We start from the raw sequence: 16345 nt of genomic DNA on the forward strand, positions 1-16345 counted from the left end.
TTTACACCTTAAGAGACTTATTTTATGGAACATGCACGAGAACAACGAGTTAAGCGCACACAACGTGATTATAGCTTCGCCTTTAAAATGATGGTGGTACATGAAGTAGAAAAAGGGCAAATTACTTATAAACAAGCTCAGGTAAAATATGGTATTCAAGGACGATCAACTGTGCTGGTATGGTTACGCAAGCACGGACAACAGGACTGGACTTCGAATATGCCGACTTCTTCTAAACGCCAATTGACACCCCAACAACGAATCCGCCAATTAGAAAAGCAGTTAGCCGCAGAAAAGCTTAAAACTGAATTTATTCAGGATGTGATTTATCACATTGATAAAGAATGTGGGACTGATCTTGGAAAAAAGTATACCGAGCACGTTTCAAAGATTGGCAAAGCCAAAGAAGACTAAGCGTTTCACGTTATTGTCAGTGGTTAGGAATCACTCGACAAGCTTATTATCAAGCAGAAAAACGTGCTCAAATGACTGCACAAGCAACTGAACAAATACTTGAGTTGGTTATGGAATATCGCTGTCTCATGCCAAGTATCGGAACACGTAAGCTGTATTGGCTTATTAAAGGCAAATTGTTGCAACGTGGTTTAAAGTGTGGACGGGATCAGTTATTTAAAATATTGAAAGAAAATAACTTATTGATTCGCCCTAAGCGTCGCTATACAAAAACTACGGATAGCAAGCATTGGATGAAGAAGCATCCAAATTTATTAAAGGATTATTCAGCAGTGCAAGCCAATGAAGTCTTTGTTAGTGATATTACCTATGTTGAGAGTGCTGAAGGTGTGCATTATTTATCCTTGGTGACAGATGCTTATACCCGACAGATTAAAGGTTATAAGTTATCGAATGATATGCGTGCGGAGAATGTTGTGCAGGCTCTACATATGGCGATGCAGCAAGCGACAGATCGAGCGACTAGGATGATTCATCATTCAGATAGAGGTGCTCAATATTGCTCTGAGCTATATCAATCGGCATTGCGCCATTATGGGATATGTCCTTCCATGACAGATGGCAAGGACTGTTATCAGAATGCATTAGCAGAGCGAATTAATGGAATATTAAAGCAGGAGTTTTTAACCACGCGATGTCAAACCATGAAGGAGTTAGATCACTTAATTGCGGAATCTATCATGATTTATAATTGCTATAGACCACATTTAAGTTTAAATATGAACACCCCGAATCAGACGTATGAGCAAACTAAAACCGAGCTAATTGCTTAACTCGGTTTGAAGTGGAATACTGTCAATCTATTTCAGGACAAGACATGAAGTACAGAGATTATCTGTCATCAAACTCGTTATGTTGTGGCGCAGGGTGTTTAAAGCCTTTGGTCTTATAACCAAGATATAAAACCCCAAACATTGCCCACCACAAGCCATACTTCAATGAAGTTTCATCAACTTCGAGCCATAACGCAAAGACTGCGATAAAACCACATAAAGGAATGACAATGAAATTGATAATATCCTTAGGTGTTTTGTTGCGACCATCGCGTAGCGCATAGCGTGAAATTACAGATAAGTTCACGAAGCTGAATGCGGTGAGTGCACCAAAGCTGATCAATGAAATCACAAAATCTAGATCCATAAAACCAGCAGTTAAGGCTACAGCACCCACAATTAGAATGTTGTATGAAGGCGTGTAGTTACGTGGGCTGATATGACCAAAGAGTTTTTTGTTGATCACACCATCACGACCCATTACATACATTAAGCGTGATACACCTGCATGCGCTGAAATACCTGATGCCATGACCGTTACAATTGCAAAGGTCAGTACATAAGATTGGAACAACGAGCCACCCACCAACAGTAAAATTTCTGGCTGAGTTTCTGCGATATTTTTAAAGTAGCTACCTGGTTCATTCGGGAAATAAATCTGCATGAAATAGGTGCTAACAATGAAAATTACGCCTGCAATTAGTGCAGTTAAGAAAATCGCTTTTGGTAAGGTTTTCTCTGTATCTTTGGTTTCTTCTGCAAGTGAGCTGAGTGAGTCAAAACCTGTAAATGAGAAGCAGAGTAGGGTTGCACCTGTAATTAATGCGCCTACCGAGGTCAGTTCATTCCAGAAAGGCTCTAAGCTCCATAACTGATAGCGTTGTTCGGCAGTGATTGGACCATCGGCATTGAAACCTGCCTGAAGTTTGGTGTACATCATCCATGTAAATACGCCAATGACCACCAACTGCACCAAAACAATCATACTGTTAAAGTTGGCGACAAAACGCGCACCACGCAGGTTGATACCTGTCATAAATGCCGTGAGTACCACCACCCAAATCCAGTGATTCACATCAGGGAATAAGGCTTCCAAATAAATCACCGCCAAAATAATGTTGACCATTGGCGAGAGCAGGTAATCCAGCCAAGATGACCAACCCACCATAAAGCCGACGTTGGGGTGTATGGATTTTTGTGCATAGGTATAGGCCGACCCTGAAGATGGGTAACGACGAATCATGTGACCATAACTCAAAGACGTGAGCAAAATGGCAACCAGTGCAAAAATATAAGATGTGGGTACGTGAAAATGACTTTCTTCCGATACTAAACCGAAAGTGTCAAATAACGTCATCGGTTGAATATAGGCTAAACCAATAATAATGATGTGCCAGAGCCCTAGCGTTTTTTGCAGTTTAGCTGCCGATTGAGTCCCAGAGATATTTGTCAACGGCGTTATCCTCTTAATCGTTGATCAAGGATCAGTCATGTTTGTTCAGGATTGTTTGAGACGAACAATCCCCCCTACATAAAAAGTAAAAACGCGCCAATCTACTCCATAATGACGCGCTTTGTCAGTATCTTTGTTTTCTTTTTTAGCAGAAAATATGCCACATTGATGAAAAAAATCAGACACAGCAGTCTACCAAAGAAAAGCCCGATGTTTAAAAAACATCAGGCTGGTTTTTTGGCTATGTTCGCCTATTTTTTAGTAATTACCAAGCCTTTTTTAAGATGGCTTTGAGTTCTTCTAAATTGGCTTCTTTCGGGTTGTAAATAATCGAACCATCGTTCAGGGCTTTTTCAGCCACTTCATCTAATTGTGCTTCGCTTACTTTGCCTGTTTCCTGCAAGGTACGTGGCAATTTAGTGAGGGCGTATAAGCGGTCACGAATAGCAACAATTGTTGAAATGGTTTTGTCAGCACGTAAATGCGCTGGGGTTTGTGCATATACATCTGCACCTGCCAATGGCAAGAGTAGATCTGCAATTTTATCGGCATTTACTTCTTTGTTGTATTCCAGTACATACGGCAAGAATAAATTCATGCACAGACCATGTGGTAAATGCGCAACTGCACCCAAGGCATGACCTAAAGAATGTACTAAGCCCACCATAGAATTTGAGAAAGCAATGCCCGCCATGGTAGATGCCTGTGCCAATTCTAGACGACCTTGTTCATCGCTTGGGTTATCTAACACATTAAACAGGTTGTTGCTGATTTTCTTAATTGCTGCAGTGGCATAGGCATCAGAAATTGGATTGGCTGCCATGCAACTATAGGCTTCAACTGCATGCGTCATCGCATCCATAGCGGTCATAGCTGTTAAATGTGGTGGCAACGTTTGCGTCATACGTGGGTCTAAAATGGCAGCATGTGGCATTAAGTAATACGATGCAAATGGCATTTTAACGTTCTTTTCAGTGTCTGAAACTACTGCGACCATGGTCACTTCTGAGCCTGTGCCTGAAGTGGTTGGAATCACAAAAAAAGGTTTGAGTGGACGCGGTAAGTTATGTGCACCTGAATATTGCAATAAGTCATCGCCACCTTCACTCACTAAAATATTAGTCGCTTTGGAGGTGTCGATTACCGAACCACCACCCACCGCAATAATGGCATCACAGTTGTTTTCACGGTATAGCTGAGCAGCACGACGCACAGTCATAACACTTGAGTCTTGCGGAACATCATCAAAAATACAGCCGATCACCGCATCGGTAGATTCAAATGCAGCTTCAATCGGTGCAAGTAGATTGTTGGAACGCACGCCTTTGTCGGTAATGATCATTGGGCGTTGAGAACCTAGTGTCGCCAATTCAAACGGGATGTGTTCAAGTGCGGCATGACCCGCAATGACTTTGACTGGGCAAAAAAATTCGTAATAAGGCTTCGCCATGTTATGCACTCCGTTTGAAATAAGATTGGGCAACTTTTAGATAAATATTGGCTGCACCTGATAGTTTTTCTTTTAAGCTAAGTTCGCTTGGATATTGTTTTACTGCCAATTCTGCCAGTAATTTAGGCAAGATCAGTGCTTCCATTTTATTCAGGCAACGCACTAAACGAATGGCATAAGACACATCACCATCGGCAATCATGCGGTCATGTGCAAAGGCTTGTGCTGTGCTTTCCTGAAAGGAAAAAACCAAATAGGCATGGTTTAAATGTTTGAAGGTAATGGTTAAATCTGGTTTTTGGGCTGTATTTTGCAGCAATTCCAGTTGGTGGTCTTCAGTGACTTTGGCAATAAAGGCTGGACCATTTGGAAAAACTTTCATAGACAAGACAAAGTTACTTGGGAATTTGGCAACTTCTTGTTTAATTTCTTCATCGACCTGACTTGCCATGACTAAACCTCTGCCAATGATATCCATCATGAGTTTGACATAGGCCAGTTGCAAAGCGGGTTTCACAGATTTAGTTGAAATCACGCGCTGAATCCCTGTGTTATAAATCATTATTTAGAGTAAATACTCTATTTTATTTCTTATTGAAAAGAAAGCCATTTATACGTGAATGACTTGAACGTCATTAAAGTAACCGCTGTTTTGTAAAGTTTCAATGATATCTGCACATAAGTTTTCAAAATGTGGATAGTTCTCGACTAAATCCATCACACGCACCATTTCCAAACCTGCATAGCCGCAGGGGTTGATGTTTTGAAAGCCTGTTAAATCACAATCAATATTGAGGGCTAAACCGTGATAGCTACGACCTTTACGAATTTTAAAACCCAGTGAGCCAATTTTACGTTCATTGACATATACGCCTGGTGCATCGGCTTTGGCATAGGCATCAATGCCGTATTTTTTAAGCAGCTCAATCATCAAGTTTTCAGCATAAGATACCAAAGTACGGACATTCCAACCTAAACGGTTGAGGTCAAACATGAAGTAGGCGACCAATTGGCCTGGGCCATGCCATGTGACTTGGCCTCCTCGGTCAGTTTGTACTACAGGAATATCCGTAGCCATTAAAATATGTTCAGCTTTGCCTGCTTGCCCCTGAGTGAGTACATTCGGATGCTGCAAAATCCAGAGTTGGTCAGGACTGTCTGCATCACGTTGCTCCGTCCAGTGTTTCATTTCCTGAAAGCGTGCTTCGTAGTCTGTCAGGTCATGGTAATGACGAATAATCAGGTTTGGCCGTTGTGCAGTGTCCACAGTGATGCAGTCCTATCCGTAAAAGCAAGAAATTGATTTTATTATACGAAAATGTGGCGGGTGTAGGGGATTTGTGGAATGAATAAGATTTTGTGAGTTCAGAAACAAAAACACGCTCGAAAGCGTGTTTTTAAAGATGAATCTGCAAAATTACAAGGCAGTTTTAATTAGTGGGCAAGCGGCTAAATCTGCATAAATTGCATGCACTTGTTCCAATTCTTCAAAACGCAATTGTGCGGTAATTGAATGATACTTACCTGTGCGTGATGGGGTAATGCGCAGGCTTTGTGTATCAAATTCAGGAAAATGTTTCACTAAAATTTCAACCACGGCAATACGCAGTTCATCACCCGCGTCTCCAATGAGTTTAATTGGGTAATCCATTGGAAATACCCAAAGATGCTCTTGTAGTTCACGAGATGGGGTACGGTTGAATAACGTCATAAGCGTGATCTCTATCTCTATAGCAAACGCCTGCATTGAAGCAGGCGTGTTGGTCTTGTATAAATAAATGAGGCTGAATTTTAAATTTTCAACCAATCATCTAAGTAACAATTAGTCATTTTCCAAGAAAGAACGTAAGTGTTCAGAACGCGAAGGATGACGCAGTTTGCGAAGTGCCTTAGCTTCAATCTGACGAATACGCTCACGGGTCACGTCAAACTGTTTACCTACTTCTTCCAATGTATGGTCGGTTGGCATATCAATACCAAAACGCATTTTCAGAACTTTGGCTTCACGTTCAGTCAAGTTTTCAAGCACTTCACGGGTCGCTTCTTTTAAGCCTTCAGAGGTTGCCGCATCGACTGGTGAAGTGATGTTGCTGTCCTCAATGAAGTCACCCAAATGTGAATCTTCATCATCACCAATTGGCGTTTCCATAGAAATCGGCTCTTTGGCAATTTTCAGAACTTTACGAACTTTGACTTCGTCCATTTCCAAGCGTTCGCCCAATTCTTCTGGAGTTGGCTCACGGCCCATTTCCTGAAGCAATTGACGCGATACACGGTTGATTTTGTTAATGGTTTCAATCATGTGTACTGGAATACGAATGGTACGTGCTTGGTCGGCAATTGAACGGGTAATCGCCTGACGAATCCACCAAGTTGCATAAGTCGAGAACTTATAACCACGACGGTATTCAAACTTGTCTACCGCTTTCATCAAGCCGATGTTACCTTCCTGAATTAAGTCAAGGAATTGCAAACCACGGTTGGTGTATTTTTTCGCAATCGAAATGACCAGACGTAAGTTGGCTTCAACCATTTCTTTCTTCGCACGGCGGGCTTTGGCTTCACCAACGGCCATACGTTTAGAAATGTCTTTAATGCCTTTTACATCTAGACCTAGCTCTTTTTCAATATCGGCAATCTTTTGTTGGAAAGCCAAAATATCTGGACGTACTTTTTCCAAATAGCCTTTTTGATCTGCAGCAGCTTTGGCAATCTGTTCATCTAACCAAGCAAAATTAGACTCTTGACCTGGGAATGAAGTACGGAACTGGGTACGATCCATACGACCACGACGCACCGCATAGCGCATCACTTCACGTTCAGCCGTACGGATTTGTTCATGTGTGCCACGAATCATTTCAGAAATGATATCAAACAAACGCGGTGTAAATTTGAACATCATAAACACGGTAGCCAATGCTTCTAAAGCTTCTTGAGCTTCAGCACTTTCACGGCCATGTTTTTCAATCGCTGCAATTTTTGCAAGATAGGCTTGTTCTAATTCACCAAAACGCATTTTGGCAATTTCTGGGTCTGGGCCTGAATCTGCTTCAGATTCTTCTTCAGTTTCAGCTTCTTCTTCCTCATCGTCATCATCAAGTTTGACGTCTTTGGTTGGTTTGTCGCTGGTGTCTTTTTCTTTGTCTAAATCGGCTTCGTCTTCTAAAACTTCTGGAATTTCTTCATCGGTTTCAGGGTCTAAATAACCCGATAAAATATCGGCAAGGCGGCGTTCACCCGCTTCATAATCTTTATATTCTTGCAGTACCACTTGCACTGCGTTTGGCCAGTAGGCAATCGAGTGAAGTACATCGCGAATCCCTTCTTCAATACGTTTCGCAATGCTAATTTCACCTTCACGCGTTAACAGCTCAACCGTACCCATTTCACGCATATACATACGCACAGGGTCTGTGGTGCGACCAGGCTCATTTTCTACAGAGGCAAGTACCGCTGCAGCTTCTTCTTCAGCAACTTCGTCGGCAGCTTCTGCATTGTCTTCGAACATTGCATCATCAGATTCAGGCGCACGTTCATGCACAGGAATACCGACGTCTTGAAGCATTTGAATAATGTCTTCAATCTGTTCGCTTTCCGTGATTGAGTCCGGGAGATGATCGTTAACCTCAGCGTAAGTTAGGTAACCTTGCTCTTTGCCTCGGCTAATCAGAGCCGCTACTTGCGAAGTAGGGGAATTCATATCGCTCATCTTTGCTTACTCTTCGTTGAATCTGTGGCAGTGAAAAACCGTGCATGATAGCACAATTCGCTTTAAATAGGGTTGGAATTGATCAATCAAGCATGATTTTAAAATGATGTTTGAATGAAGAATTGAATAGGAATATGGGGCTTCATTACTGTTTTTCAAGTCAATTTCCTTTTTGCCCGCAAAATATTTTTATGATTGGGGCCAATCCTGAATAATGATACTAACTTGCTAATATATACACAAATTTTAAAGTATGTTGCAATGTGCGTATGTTGCAGTTTTTTGAAAAAAATAAATAAAACTTGACAATATTTATAAAGGCAGATAAATAGCGGCTAGACCCTTCACATTTTTTCATTCTGAGGTAGTTTTAGTGTCTTCTACAGATTTTGAACTAGATGATAACTACGGTGATGATGATGTTAATTTCGATGAGGCATCAAACAAAATAAGCGCGAAAGAATCTTTAGAAAAGCGCCGTTTGATTGATGATTTACTCGCACAACGTCGTTTGGAACGTGAGCTCAAAGATTTTGATTATGATTTTGACGATGACGACGATTTTGACGACGAAGACGACTAAAATCAGGTTCTGCATCACCCGCTGAAAATGCTATGCTACATCCCTAAATTGACACCTATGGATTTGAAATGACTGCTTTAGATTTAGACCTGTTAAGTGAATATCTAGATGGTGACCAAAACGAATATGGTCTAGACTTCGCTGCAACACATGGTTTCTTGTGTGCCATTGCAGTTGGACCTCAATTTGACCCATGGTTAAATGAATTATTTGAAGGCAATCAAAACAAAGTGCCTGCCGAAATTATCGCGCAAATTAAGGCATGGTTAGAAAGTATTCGCCAAAGTTTAGCCAATGAAGAAGGCATTGAATTTCCATTTGAAATTGAAGAAGCAGAAGTTGATTCAAGCTTAGGTGACTGGAGTGTTGGTTTTGTAGATGCCATGTTCCTGAATGAAGAAGCGTGGTTCACACCTGAATTTGAAGAACAACTGGTCGATTTAACTTTGCCAATGATGGTATTTAGTGGCATTGATGAAGAAGACCCACAAATGGAATCTTTCCGTCGCAATGGTCAGTTAATGGACGAGATTGCAGAAGAAATTCCTGAAAATCTGAATGAATTGTATTTGATGTATCACACACCTGAATAAACTGTCGAATCTATTGGTTAGATTCATGTTTTTGCATATTTGAAAGCATGAATACCTAAAAAAGCACTGCTAAATGCAGTGCTTTTTTGTGGCTAGGATGAATACATCAATGATGTATTGTTTCAACCTTAGCAGAACTATGCCAATTAGCGTGTAGCATGATCCCAAGCATCTTTTACCGCAAATTTTGCTTGTTCCCAAGTTAAGCGAGAACTGCCTTTAATTTGTTCCCATTTGCTTTTTAAATCGGGTTCGACATCTTCAAAGCGGGTATGTGCATCATAATGCGGGCGGTTTTCATAACCAACACGGTAAGCATTTTGGTAGTCACGGTCATATTCTAAATCGGGGTAATGACTGCGTGTTTCTGCATAATAGACAGTATTGAGACTATTGGCACGCCAGTACGCTTCTTCTTCGGTAGGATTGACTACTTCTGCAGCGCCCTTACCAGCTAATCCACCAACAACAGCACCTACAGCACCACCAACCACTGCACCTACAGGGCCGCCTAATGCGCCAACGGTTGCACCTGTTGCAGCACCACCAACTGCACCTAGACCTGTACCAACAGGGTGGGCACCCGGCTCACCTGTAATCGGGTCGGCATTTAAACGATCACGTTCTTCTTTGGGTAAATTTTTAACCACATCACGGTCAATCTGTTCATTGCGTTCAAAATCCGACATGCGAATCACCTTTTATCGTTGTATGAGTTATTGCTGTGTTCATATTCATAATCGCTATGAATGAACTAAGCTTAGGCGATGAAAATGTAGCCTTATACTCCATTCACAAGGTGTTTTAGTTACAGCGCATGTCTGAAGTAAGTTTATATATGATGCTGCGCGTGGCTGTAGTTTTTAGGTGTGCGCTGTTGTTTTTGGGTGTCTAATACAGCAATTCAGTAAAATTTTATAAGAATTTCTTGTGGTAGTAACGGTTTGCGTACCAGTTGTAGGCAATATGAAACACAGCACCATGAATGGCAATCAGGCACAGCATGATCACGGCAGCCAAAGCCAATCCTGCTTTATCTGCTGCTTTTAGAATTTCTTCTGCATTTGGGTTCATGAGTACCAAGAAAAATACAAAGAAGCTGCCAATAATAATGGCCACCGCGCTTGAGCCCCAAACCAACTGGATTTTTTCGTCACTGCTGGGTAGGCGTTGTTCTTTTTTTACAAAATGGCCTGCGCTAATAAATGCTGCAGCAATTAAGGTCGGTAGCAGAGTCAGTCCACCCAAGTTCAACCCAAAAATTAATACAGTAATCAGCAAAACCAGCGCAATACTATAAACTGCGGCGAAGAAGAGTAAATAATGTTTCATGTCTGGTTTTCCCCGAAAAGATATAATTTTACAGTGTTGTATTGATTAATGCTGTTGTTTACGGCGGTATCTACGGTACAGCACCACAGCAACAAGTAGCACTACAATGGCAATAATTACATGGCTGACCCGATTGAAAATTTGATGCATAAGTTGCTGATTTTCACCAAAATAATAACCGACACAGGCTAAAAATGTTGTCCAAATAATGGTGCCCAGACCACTATAAAACATAAATTTCCAAAATGGCATGCGACTCATACCGGCAGGAATACTAATCAATGAGCGGATTGCAGGAATCATACGCCCAAAAAAGACAATGCGATGTCCGTACTGTTCAAACCAGTGTAGAGATTTTTTGACGTCCTGCTCTTTAATGAATAGATATTTGCCGTAACGATTGACCCAGCGATAGATACTGTCGTGTTTACAACGATAGCCAACCCAATATAAAACTGCGGCTGCAACTAATGAGCCTATACAGCCTGCAATAATCACACCCAATAGCAACAATTGCCCTTGAGAGGCAGAATAGCCTGCTGAAGGCATAATAATTTCTGAGGGAACAGGCGGGAAGACGTTATCCAGAAACATTAACAAGGCAATACCGAGGTAGCCGAGTTGTTCCATAATGGAAATAATCCATTCAGTTACATTCATGCAAGTCGTGTTTTAAAAAAGTGCTCCTATCCTAAGCACTCTTGCATAAACAGTAAAGTATAAGAACGGTAAAGCCTTGCGCTTTAGGCTTAATCAAGTTCTGAATGGGTGAGGGTGTAGATATAGACTCGTCTTAATGTATATGCCATAAGAATTGGAACTGCACACAGCAAGGCGTAATTAAAAAAATTGGCAGGTAAATGATAGCCAATAAAAGCTGCAATAATGCCACCTAAAATTGCACCCATAGCCACAATAAAGGTATGTGACTCATCTTCCAAACGATTTTGTATTTCTGTATGACACAGAGCAGATAAAGATTTTACAGGGGTGAAACGTAATGTTTGCATTGAATTTGAAATTGTTGTTTTTGGCATAATTTCACTCCTGATAATAGCGTATAGGTTTAGGAATACATAACGATCCTTAAGTTTTGGTTATGGGTGATATTATGTGTTGTTGCTTATCCACCAATAACAGCCACAAATTTTGTGGCTTATTTAGCATGAATGCTATCACCCAATCTGGGGATTTTTGCGCAATAGTTGGTAAAAATGCGTTGTATTTTTATGTGCTATGTAATCTTACGTGAATGCGTACCAACTGAATGCTAATAAAAAAGCCCTCAAAAATGAGGGCTTAAGTTTATTCTCCAGCATGCTAAAGACTACGTCAGACATGCTCGAGAAATATTTATTACAACCTGTATGTATTACAGACGTTTGCGTTTAGCAGCAGCAATTTGTGACTGACGCATACGGAAACCTTCTTTTTGTTTCTCTGTGGTTTTATCAATACAGTACACGCAAGATACGCCGTGTTCATAGCTTGGCAGTTCAACTTCTTCTGGAAGCAATGGCCAGCCACAAGCATGACACTTGATGTTTTGGCCTTCCTGCATACCGTGAGTTACTGCGGTACGACCATCAAACACAAAACATTCACCTTCCCATAAGCTTTCATCGGCAGGGGTTTCTTCTAGGTATTTTAAAATACCACCTTTAAGGTGATATACCTCATTAAAGCCTTCCTGAAGCAATAATGAGGTTGATTTTTCACAGCGAATTCCGCCTGTACAGAACATCGCAATTTTTTTGTCTTTGTGTTGTTCTAGGTTTTGCTTAACGTAGTCAGGAAATTCACGGAAAGTTTCAGTTTTTGGGTCAATCGCACCTTTGAATGTACCTGCCTTGTATTCGTAGTCATTACGAGTATCAATCAAAATCACATCATCACGGGCAATCAGTTCGTTCCATTCTTTCGGGTCTAGGTAGTGACCGACCAAGTCACGTGGTTTGACTTCTACACCTAGCGTAACAATTTCTTTCTTCAGTTTAATTTTCATTTTACGGAATGGTTTTTCAGAGCTATGCGACTCTTTATATTCCATTGCGGTAAAACCTTCGTTTAACAGAAATTGGTGTACTTGATCAATCGCCGCACGATCACCTGCGATGGTACCGTTAATGCCTTCACCCGCCACAATAAGAGTACCGCAAAGGTTGATTGAATTTACCAAATCTAGCAGGCGTTGTTGAAGATCGGAAGGATCTGCAACTTCTTTGAATTGGTAAAGTGCGGCAACAACCCAAGTCGTGGTCGCTGGCTGTTCTACAGGTGCAAGCTGTTCTACAGTAGCGTTCATGGAGTACTCCAATATGTGAAAGACAAAATTTAAGGCGCATATTCTAACCCGCTTTGCTTGAATATGCGAGAAATCCGAGTGAGGTGCATGGTTTTAAAGCGTGACACAGCATTTTAAAAATGTACCAGAACGGGGTATGATGCCACTCGGTTTGAACTGCAATATTGCAATTCAAACTTGATACCTCTAACTGAATGTTGTTTAAATTTTGGAGTGCTAGATTGAGTAAGGATCGTCCAAGTGCCACTTTAACCCCGTGTGCAGGTCGTTGTTCTACGGTTTTTGGTGATTCTGTCTGTCGAGGTTGCCGTCGTTTTAACCATGAGGTGATTCAGTGGAACACGTATAGCACCGAACAACATACTGCAGTTTGGCGTCGTTTGGATGCACAGTTAGATCAGATTTTAGTACCAATGTTGCCTTTTGCAGATTTACGTCATGTAGAAGGCTTTGTACGTTCCAAGCGTGTGCGTTTACGAGAAGATGCCTCTAAAGGTCGTAAGCTGTACCATGCGCTTAAGCTCTGTGAGAAAAACCGCCATTTTACCGATGAAAGTGGTTTGGGTATTCATTACAAAGAGGTGCGACCGTTGTGGCAAGAGTTTGAGCGCCGTATTTTGGCATTGGCAACCGCAAGTTATGATTTTGCATTTTTACGTGCCGATGGCATTAGTCATAGTCTGTTGCAAAACCTGCAAGAAAGTTAATCGCTCATTCAAAAGCAATTCATGCTGTTGTCATGAAATGACCCTAAATTCGGATATAAAAAAACTCGCAAAAATTGCGAGTTTTTTATTGCATACAGCAGGGGAATTACGCCACTTGTACTGGAATACAATTTGCTGTGTGACTGACTGTGTTGTCTGGGTTTGCATAAACCAAACGCGGTTGATGTGCATTGGCTTCTGCTTCAGTGAAATCACCAAAGGTTGCAATGATAATAATATCGCCTACATCGGCTTGATGTGCTGCGCCACCATTGACAGAAATGATCCCTGAATTGTCTTCACCACGAATGGCATAAGTCGTGAAGCGCTTACCATTGGTCACGTTCCATACGTGGATTTCTTCATATTCACGAATGCCAGCCAAATCCATAAGCGTTCCGTCAATTGCACAAGAACCTTCATAGTGAAGTTCTGCATGAGTTACAAAAGCACGGTGGATTTTGCATTTTAATAAACGAGATAGCATGGTGAGCGTCTCCTTAGTGGACCTAAGATTTTATCTTATGGTGAATTCAATCACTGCTTGACTGAGGTCGGTACTGAGCAGAAAGCGCATTTTGCTCTCAAAATAGCGACAAGGCAAGTGTGATTGTTCAACAATTGTAGATTCATTAGTTCGGTTTATAGGCATTGATTTGATTCATGGCTTGTTGTACGTCGCCATTGACCAGTAATTTGATGCGACCCAAGGCATGTGCAAGAGCATCATTCATGAGGGTTTGTTCGCTACTTGGTGCTTTGCTGAGTACATGGCCTGATACGCGTTCTTTTGAACCCGGGTGCCCAATACCAATGCGTAAACGATGAAAATTTGGACCTGTATGCGGTACGATGTCACGCAAACCGTTATGACCACCATGACCACCACCTGTTTTTAGGCGGATGATCCCTGGGTTCATGTCCAGTTCATCATGAGCAATCAGCATAGCTTCAGGCGCAATTTGATAGAATTTGGCGAAGGGAACAACACTTTGACCAGAACGGTTCATAAAGGTTGTGGGTAATAACAGACGAACGTCTTGACCTTCGATATTACCGCGACCGCTGATCCCGTGAAATTTAGGATCGGCTTTTAACGTAATGCCATATTGATCTGCAAGCTGTTCTACAAACCAGAAACCTGCATTATGGCGGGTTTGGGCATACTCTTTACCAGGGTTGCCCAAACCAACAATCAGTGAAATATTAGCCACTAATTACACCGTAAACACTTATGCGCGTTTGAAGTCAGCGTGCATAGGTGTGTTTTTAGCAGGGTGACGTTGTAAAGCTTGGATTTTAACGCTTTCAACTTTGTCGCCTACTTTGATTTCTACAACTTCTTCAAAGAAAGCGTTGCTTTCTAAAGCTTTTACAAGCTCACGAAGTTCTAAAGTAACAGCTACTGGCTCAGCGTCGCCACCATAAATGATAGCTGGAACTAATGCAGCGTGACGAAGGCGGCGGCTCGCACCTTTCCCTTGGTTAGCTGCTTCACGCGCTTGAGCGTTTAATACGAAGTTTGCCATGATAGACATCCTTATTTTGAGTTTAAATAAACTAGATCTGCGACCAATCTAGTGATAGAAAACCCTGCCAATTGGCAGGGCTTTGAAAATTCAGCGCTCTATTATAGATAAGAATCGAACATTGCGCTAATAGATTCTTCGTTGTTAATACGACGAATTGTTTCTGCAACCATACTCGCAACAGACACTTGACGGATTTTGCCAAGCGCTTGCGCTTCTTCTGAAAGAGGAATAGTGTCAGTTACAACCAATTCATCAATTACAGAATTTTTAAGGTTTTCAATTGCTTTGCCTGAAAGTACAGGGTGGGTTGCATAAGCAACAACACGACGTGCACCAAAAGTTTTCAGTGCATCAGCGGCTTTGCATAATGTGCCCGCAGTATCTACCATGTCATCTACAATGACACAGTCACGATCTTTTACATCACCAATCAAATGCATCACTTGTGATTCATTCGCTTTTTGACGACGTTTATCGATAATTGCAAGATCGATATCACCCATTTGTTTTGCAACAGCGCGTGCACGAACCACACCACCAACGTCTGGTGAAACCACCATTAGGTTGTCGTGTGACTGTTGACGCAGGTCAGCCAATAGCGCAGGCGTACCATAAATGTTGTCTACAGGGATGTCGAAGAAACCTTGAATTTGGTCTGCGTGCAAGTCAATCATCACCACACGGTCAATACCCACAGTCGTTAGCATATCTGCAACCACTTTGGCTGTAATTGGAACACGTGTAGAACGAGGACGACGGTCTTGGCGGGCATAACCGAAGTAAGGAATAACGGCAGTAATACGACCAGCACTTGCACGACGCAAAGCATCAGCCATCACCAAGATTTCCATTAGGTTGTCATTGGTTGGCGCACAAGTAGGTTGTACGATAAATACGTCTTTACCACGGACATTCTCGGTAATCTCTACAGCAATCTCACCATCAGAGAAGGTAGAAACTGATGCAGCACCTAAAGGAATGTGCAAGTGGCTTACGACTTTTTGAGCGAATTGTGGATGCGCGGTTCCACTAAAAACGACAAGATTGGGCATGAAGCACCCTTGGCGGTTGGTGTATGTAGGAATAGATGGCAGGGGTAGCTGGATTCGAACCAACGGATGCCGATATCAAAAACCGGTGCCTTACCACTTGGCGATACCCCTAATGCGGCAGAACTTTAATATTTTTACGGCGTTCTGTCAAGGTAAATTAACAGGATGGCGCTAATATTGGGGGTTCTGTCTAATGCGAGAAAATGGCAGGGGTAGCTGGATTCGAACCAACGGATGCCGATATCAAAAACCGGTGCCTTACCACTTGGCGATACCCCTAATACAGTAATCTACAGGTGAAAGAGATGGCAGGGGTAGCTGGATTCGAACCAACGGATGCCGATATCAAAAACCGGTGCCTTACCACTTGGCGATACCCCTA

Annotated in this window: 19 protein-coding genes and 3 tRNA genes; 4 read left to right on the forward strand and 18 right to left on the reverse strand. The window is 41.9% G+C overall.

Going from position 1 to position 16345, the window contains the following annotated elements:
• Positions 1 to 24 precede the first annotated feature (24 nt).
• A protein-coding gene (locus HHA43_RS02260; RefSeq protein ID WP_168541639.1) for an IS3 family transposase occupies positions 25 to 1247 on the forward strand; the annotation gives its coding sequence in 2 pieces (ribosomal slippage) (positions 25 to 361 and positions 361 to 1247; 1224 coding nt in all).
• 58 nt (positions 1248 to 1305) lie between these two features.
• Here the strand turns inward: HHA43_RS02260 and HHA43_RS02265 are convergent.
• The 6 genes from HHA43_RS02265 to rpoD all read right to left on the reverse strand — a co-directional run bounded on the left by HHA43_RS02265 (position 1306) and on the right by rpoD (position 7859).
• The gene (locus HHA43_RS02265; protein ID WP_168460888.1) at positions 1306 to 2700 is read right to left on the reverse strand and encodes an APC family permease; all 1395 of its coding nucleotides are present in this window, start codon (positions 2698 to 2700) and stop codon (positions 1306 to 1308) included.
• 265 nt (positions 2701 to 2965) lie between these two features.
• On the reverse strand, positions 2966 to 4150 hold the full coding sequence (locus HHA43_RS02270) for an iron-containing alcohol dehydrogenase (RefSeq protein ID WP_168460890.1): 1185 nt from the start codon (positions 4148 to 4150) through the stop codon (positions 2966 to 2968).
• A gap of 1 nt (position 4151) precedes the next feature.
• A complete protein-coding gene (locus HHA43_RS02275) occupies positions 4152 to 4685 on the reverse strand; it encodes a hypothetical protein (RefSeq protein WP_168418011.1) in 534 nt (177 codons plus the stop codon).
• A 75-nt stretch (positions 4686 to 4760) separates the two neighbouring features.
• A complete protein-coding gene (gene lipB, locus HHA43_RS02280; protein ID WP_168541641.1) occupies positions 4761 to 5417 on the reverse strand; it encodes a lipoyl(octanoyl) transferase LipB in 657 nt (218 codons plus the stop codon).
• A gap of 150 nt (positions 5418 to 5567) precedes the next feature.
• On the reverse strand, positions 5568 to 5861 hold the full coding sequence (locus HHA43_RS02285) for a YbeD family protein (RefSeq protein WP_168418013.1): 294 nt from the start codon (positions 5859 to 5861) through the stop codon (positions 5568 to 5570).
• Between the two features lie 111 nt (positions 5862 to 5972).
• The gene (rpoD, locus tag HHA43_RS02290) at positions 5973 to 7859 is read right to left on the reverse strand and encodes an RNA polymerase sigma factor RpoD (protein ID WP_168541643.1); all 1887 of its coding nucleotides are present in this window, start codon (positions 7857 to 7859) and stop codon (positions 5973 to 5975) included.
• 373 nt (positions 7860 to 8232) lie between these two features.
• Between rpoD and HHA43_RS02295 the strand changes: the two genes are divergently transcribed.
• Complete coding sequence (locus tag HHA43_RS02295) at positions 8233 to 8442, forward strand: PA3496 family putative envelope integrity protein (protein WP_004972246.1); 210 nt, start codon at positions 8233 to 8235, stop codon at positions 8440 to 8442.
• 68 nt (positions 8443 to 8510) lie between these two features.
• Complete coding sequence (locus HHA43_RS02300) at positions 8511 to 9035, forward strand: YecA family protein (RefSeq protein ID WP_168418015.1); 525 nt, start codon at positions 8511 to 8513, stop codon at positions 9033 to 9035.
• 146 nt (positions 9036 to 9181) lie between these two features.
• Here HHA43_RS02300 and HHA43_RS02305 read toward each other — a convergent pair whose 3' ends face one another.
• The 5 genes from HHA43_RS02305 to HHA43_RS02325 form a co-directional block, all read right to left on the reverse strand.
• The gene (locus HHA43_RS02305; protein WP_168541645.1) at positions 9182 to 9724 is read right to left on the reverse strand and encodes a hypothetical protein; all 543 of its coding nucleotides are present in this window, start codon (positions 9722 to 9724) and stop codon (positions 9182 to 9184) included.
• Between the two features lie 226 nt (positions 9725 to 9950).
• Positions 9951 to 10367 carry an ABZJ_00895 family protein gene (locus HHA43_RS02310; RefSeq protein ID WP_168418017.1) on the reverse strand — a complete coding sequence of 139 codons (417 nt, stop codon included), beginning with the start codon at positions 10365 to 10367 and terminating at the stop codon, positions 9951 to 9953.
• A gap of 45 nt (positions 10368 to 10412) precedes the next feature.
• On the reverse strand, positions 10413 to 11027 hold the full coding sequence (locus HHA43_RS02315) for a DedA family protein (RefSeq protein WP_168418018.1): 615 nt from the start codon (positions 11025 to 11027) through the stop codon (positions 10413 to 10415).
• An 89-nt stretch (positions 11028 to 11116) separates the two neighbouring features.
• Positions 11117 to 11404: a hypothetical protein gene (locus HHA43_RS02320; RefSeq protein ID WP_168418019.1), complete on the reverse strand. Its 288-nt coding sequence runs from the start codon at positions 11402 to 11404 to the stop codon at positions 11117 to 11119.
• Between the two features lie 335 nt (positions 11405 to 11739).
• Positions 11740 to 12672, reverse strand: a complete 933-nt coding sequence (locus HHA43_RS02325) for a rhodanese-related sulfurtransferase (RefSeq protein WP_168418020.1) — start codon at positions 12670 to 12672, stop codon at positions 11740 to 11742.
• Between the two features lie 221 nt (positions 12673 to 12893).
• Between HHA43_RS02325 and HHA43_RS02330 the strand changes: the two genes are divergently transcribed.
• Complete coding sequence (locus HHA43_RS02330) at positions 12894 to 13379, forward strand: DUF1289 domain-containing protein (RefSeq protein ID WP_168418021.1); 486 nt, start codon at positions 12894 to 12896, stop codon at positions 13377 to 13379.
• Positions 13380 to 13485: 106 nt separating this feature from the next.
• Here the strand turns inward: HHA43_RS02330 and panD are convergent, their stop codons facing one another.
• The 7 genes from panD to HHA43_RS02365 form a co-directional block, all read right to left on the reverse strand.
• Positions 13486 to 13866 carry an aspartate 1-decarboxylase gene (gene panD / locus HHA43_RS02335; RefSeq protein WP_168418022.1) on the reverse strand — a complete coding sequence of 127 codons (381 nt, stop codon included), beginning with the start codon at positions 13864 to 13866 and terminating at the stop codon, positions 13486 to 13488.
• A 145-nt stretch (positions 13867 to 14011) separates the two neighbouring features.
• Positions 14012 to 14593, reverse strand: coding sequence for an aminoacyl-tRNA hydrolase (gene pth, locus HHA43_RS02340; protein WP_168418023.1), 582 nt, complete (start codon positions 14591 to 14593; stop codon positions 14012 to 14014).
• Between the two features lie 18 nt (positions 14594 to 14611).
• Entirely contained in the window at positions 14612 to 14908 is a 297-nt protein-coding gene (gene rplY, locus HHA43_RS02345) for a 50S ribosomal protein L25 (RefSeq protein ID WP_168418024.1), read from the reverse strand.
• A 101-nt stretch (positions 14909 to 15009) separates the two neighbouring features.
• A complete protein-coding gene (locus tag HHA43_RS02350) occupies positions 15010 to 15963 on the reverse strand; it encodes a ribose-phosphate pyrophosphokinase (protein ID WP_004972226.1) in 954 nt (317 codons plus the stop codon).
• 36 nt (positions 15964 to 15999) lie between these two features.
• A tRNA-Gln gene (locus tag HHA43_RS02355) sits at positions 16000 to 16074 on the reverse strand.
• A gap of 93 nt (positions 16075 to 16167) precedes the next feature.
• Positions 16168 to 16242 (reverse strand) — tRNA-Gln (locus HHA43_RS02360).
• Positions 16243 to 16269: 27 nt separating this feature from the next.
• A tRNA-Gln gene (locus tag HHA43_RS02365) sits at positions 16270 to 16344 on the reverse strand.
• Position 16345: the final 1 nt, after the last annotated feature.

This window comes from Acinetobacter sp. A2, from assembly GCF_012371325.1.
Lineage (GTDB): Bacteria > Pseudomonadota > Gammaproteobacteria > Pseudomonadales > Moraxellaceae > Acinetobacter.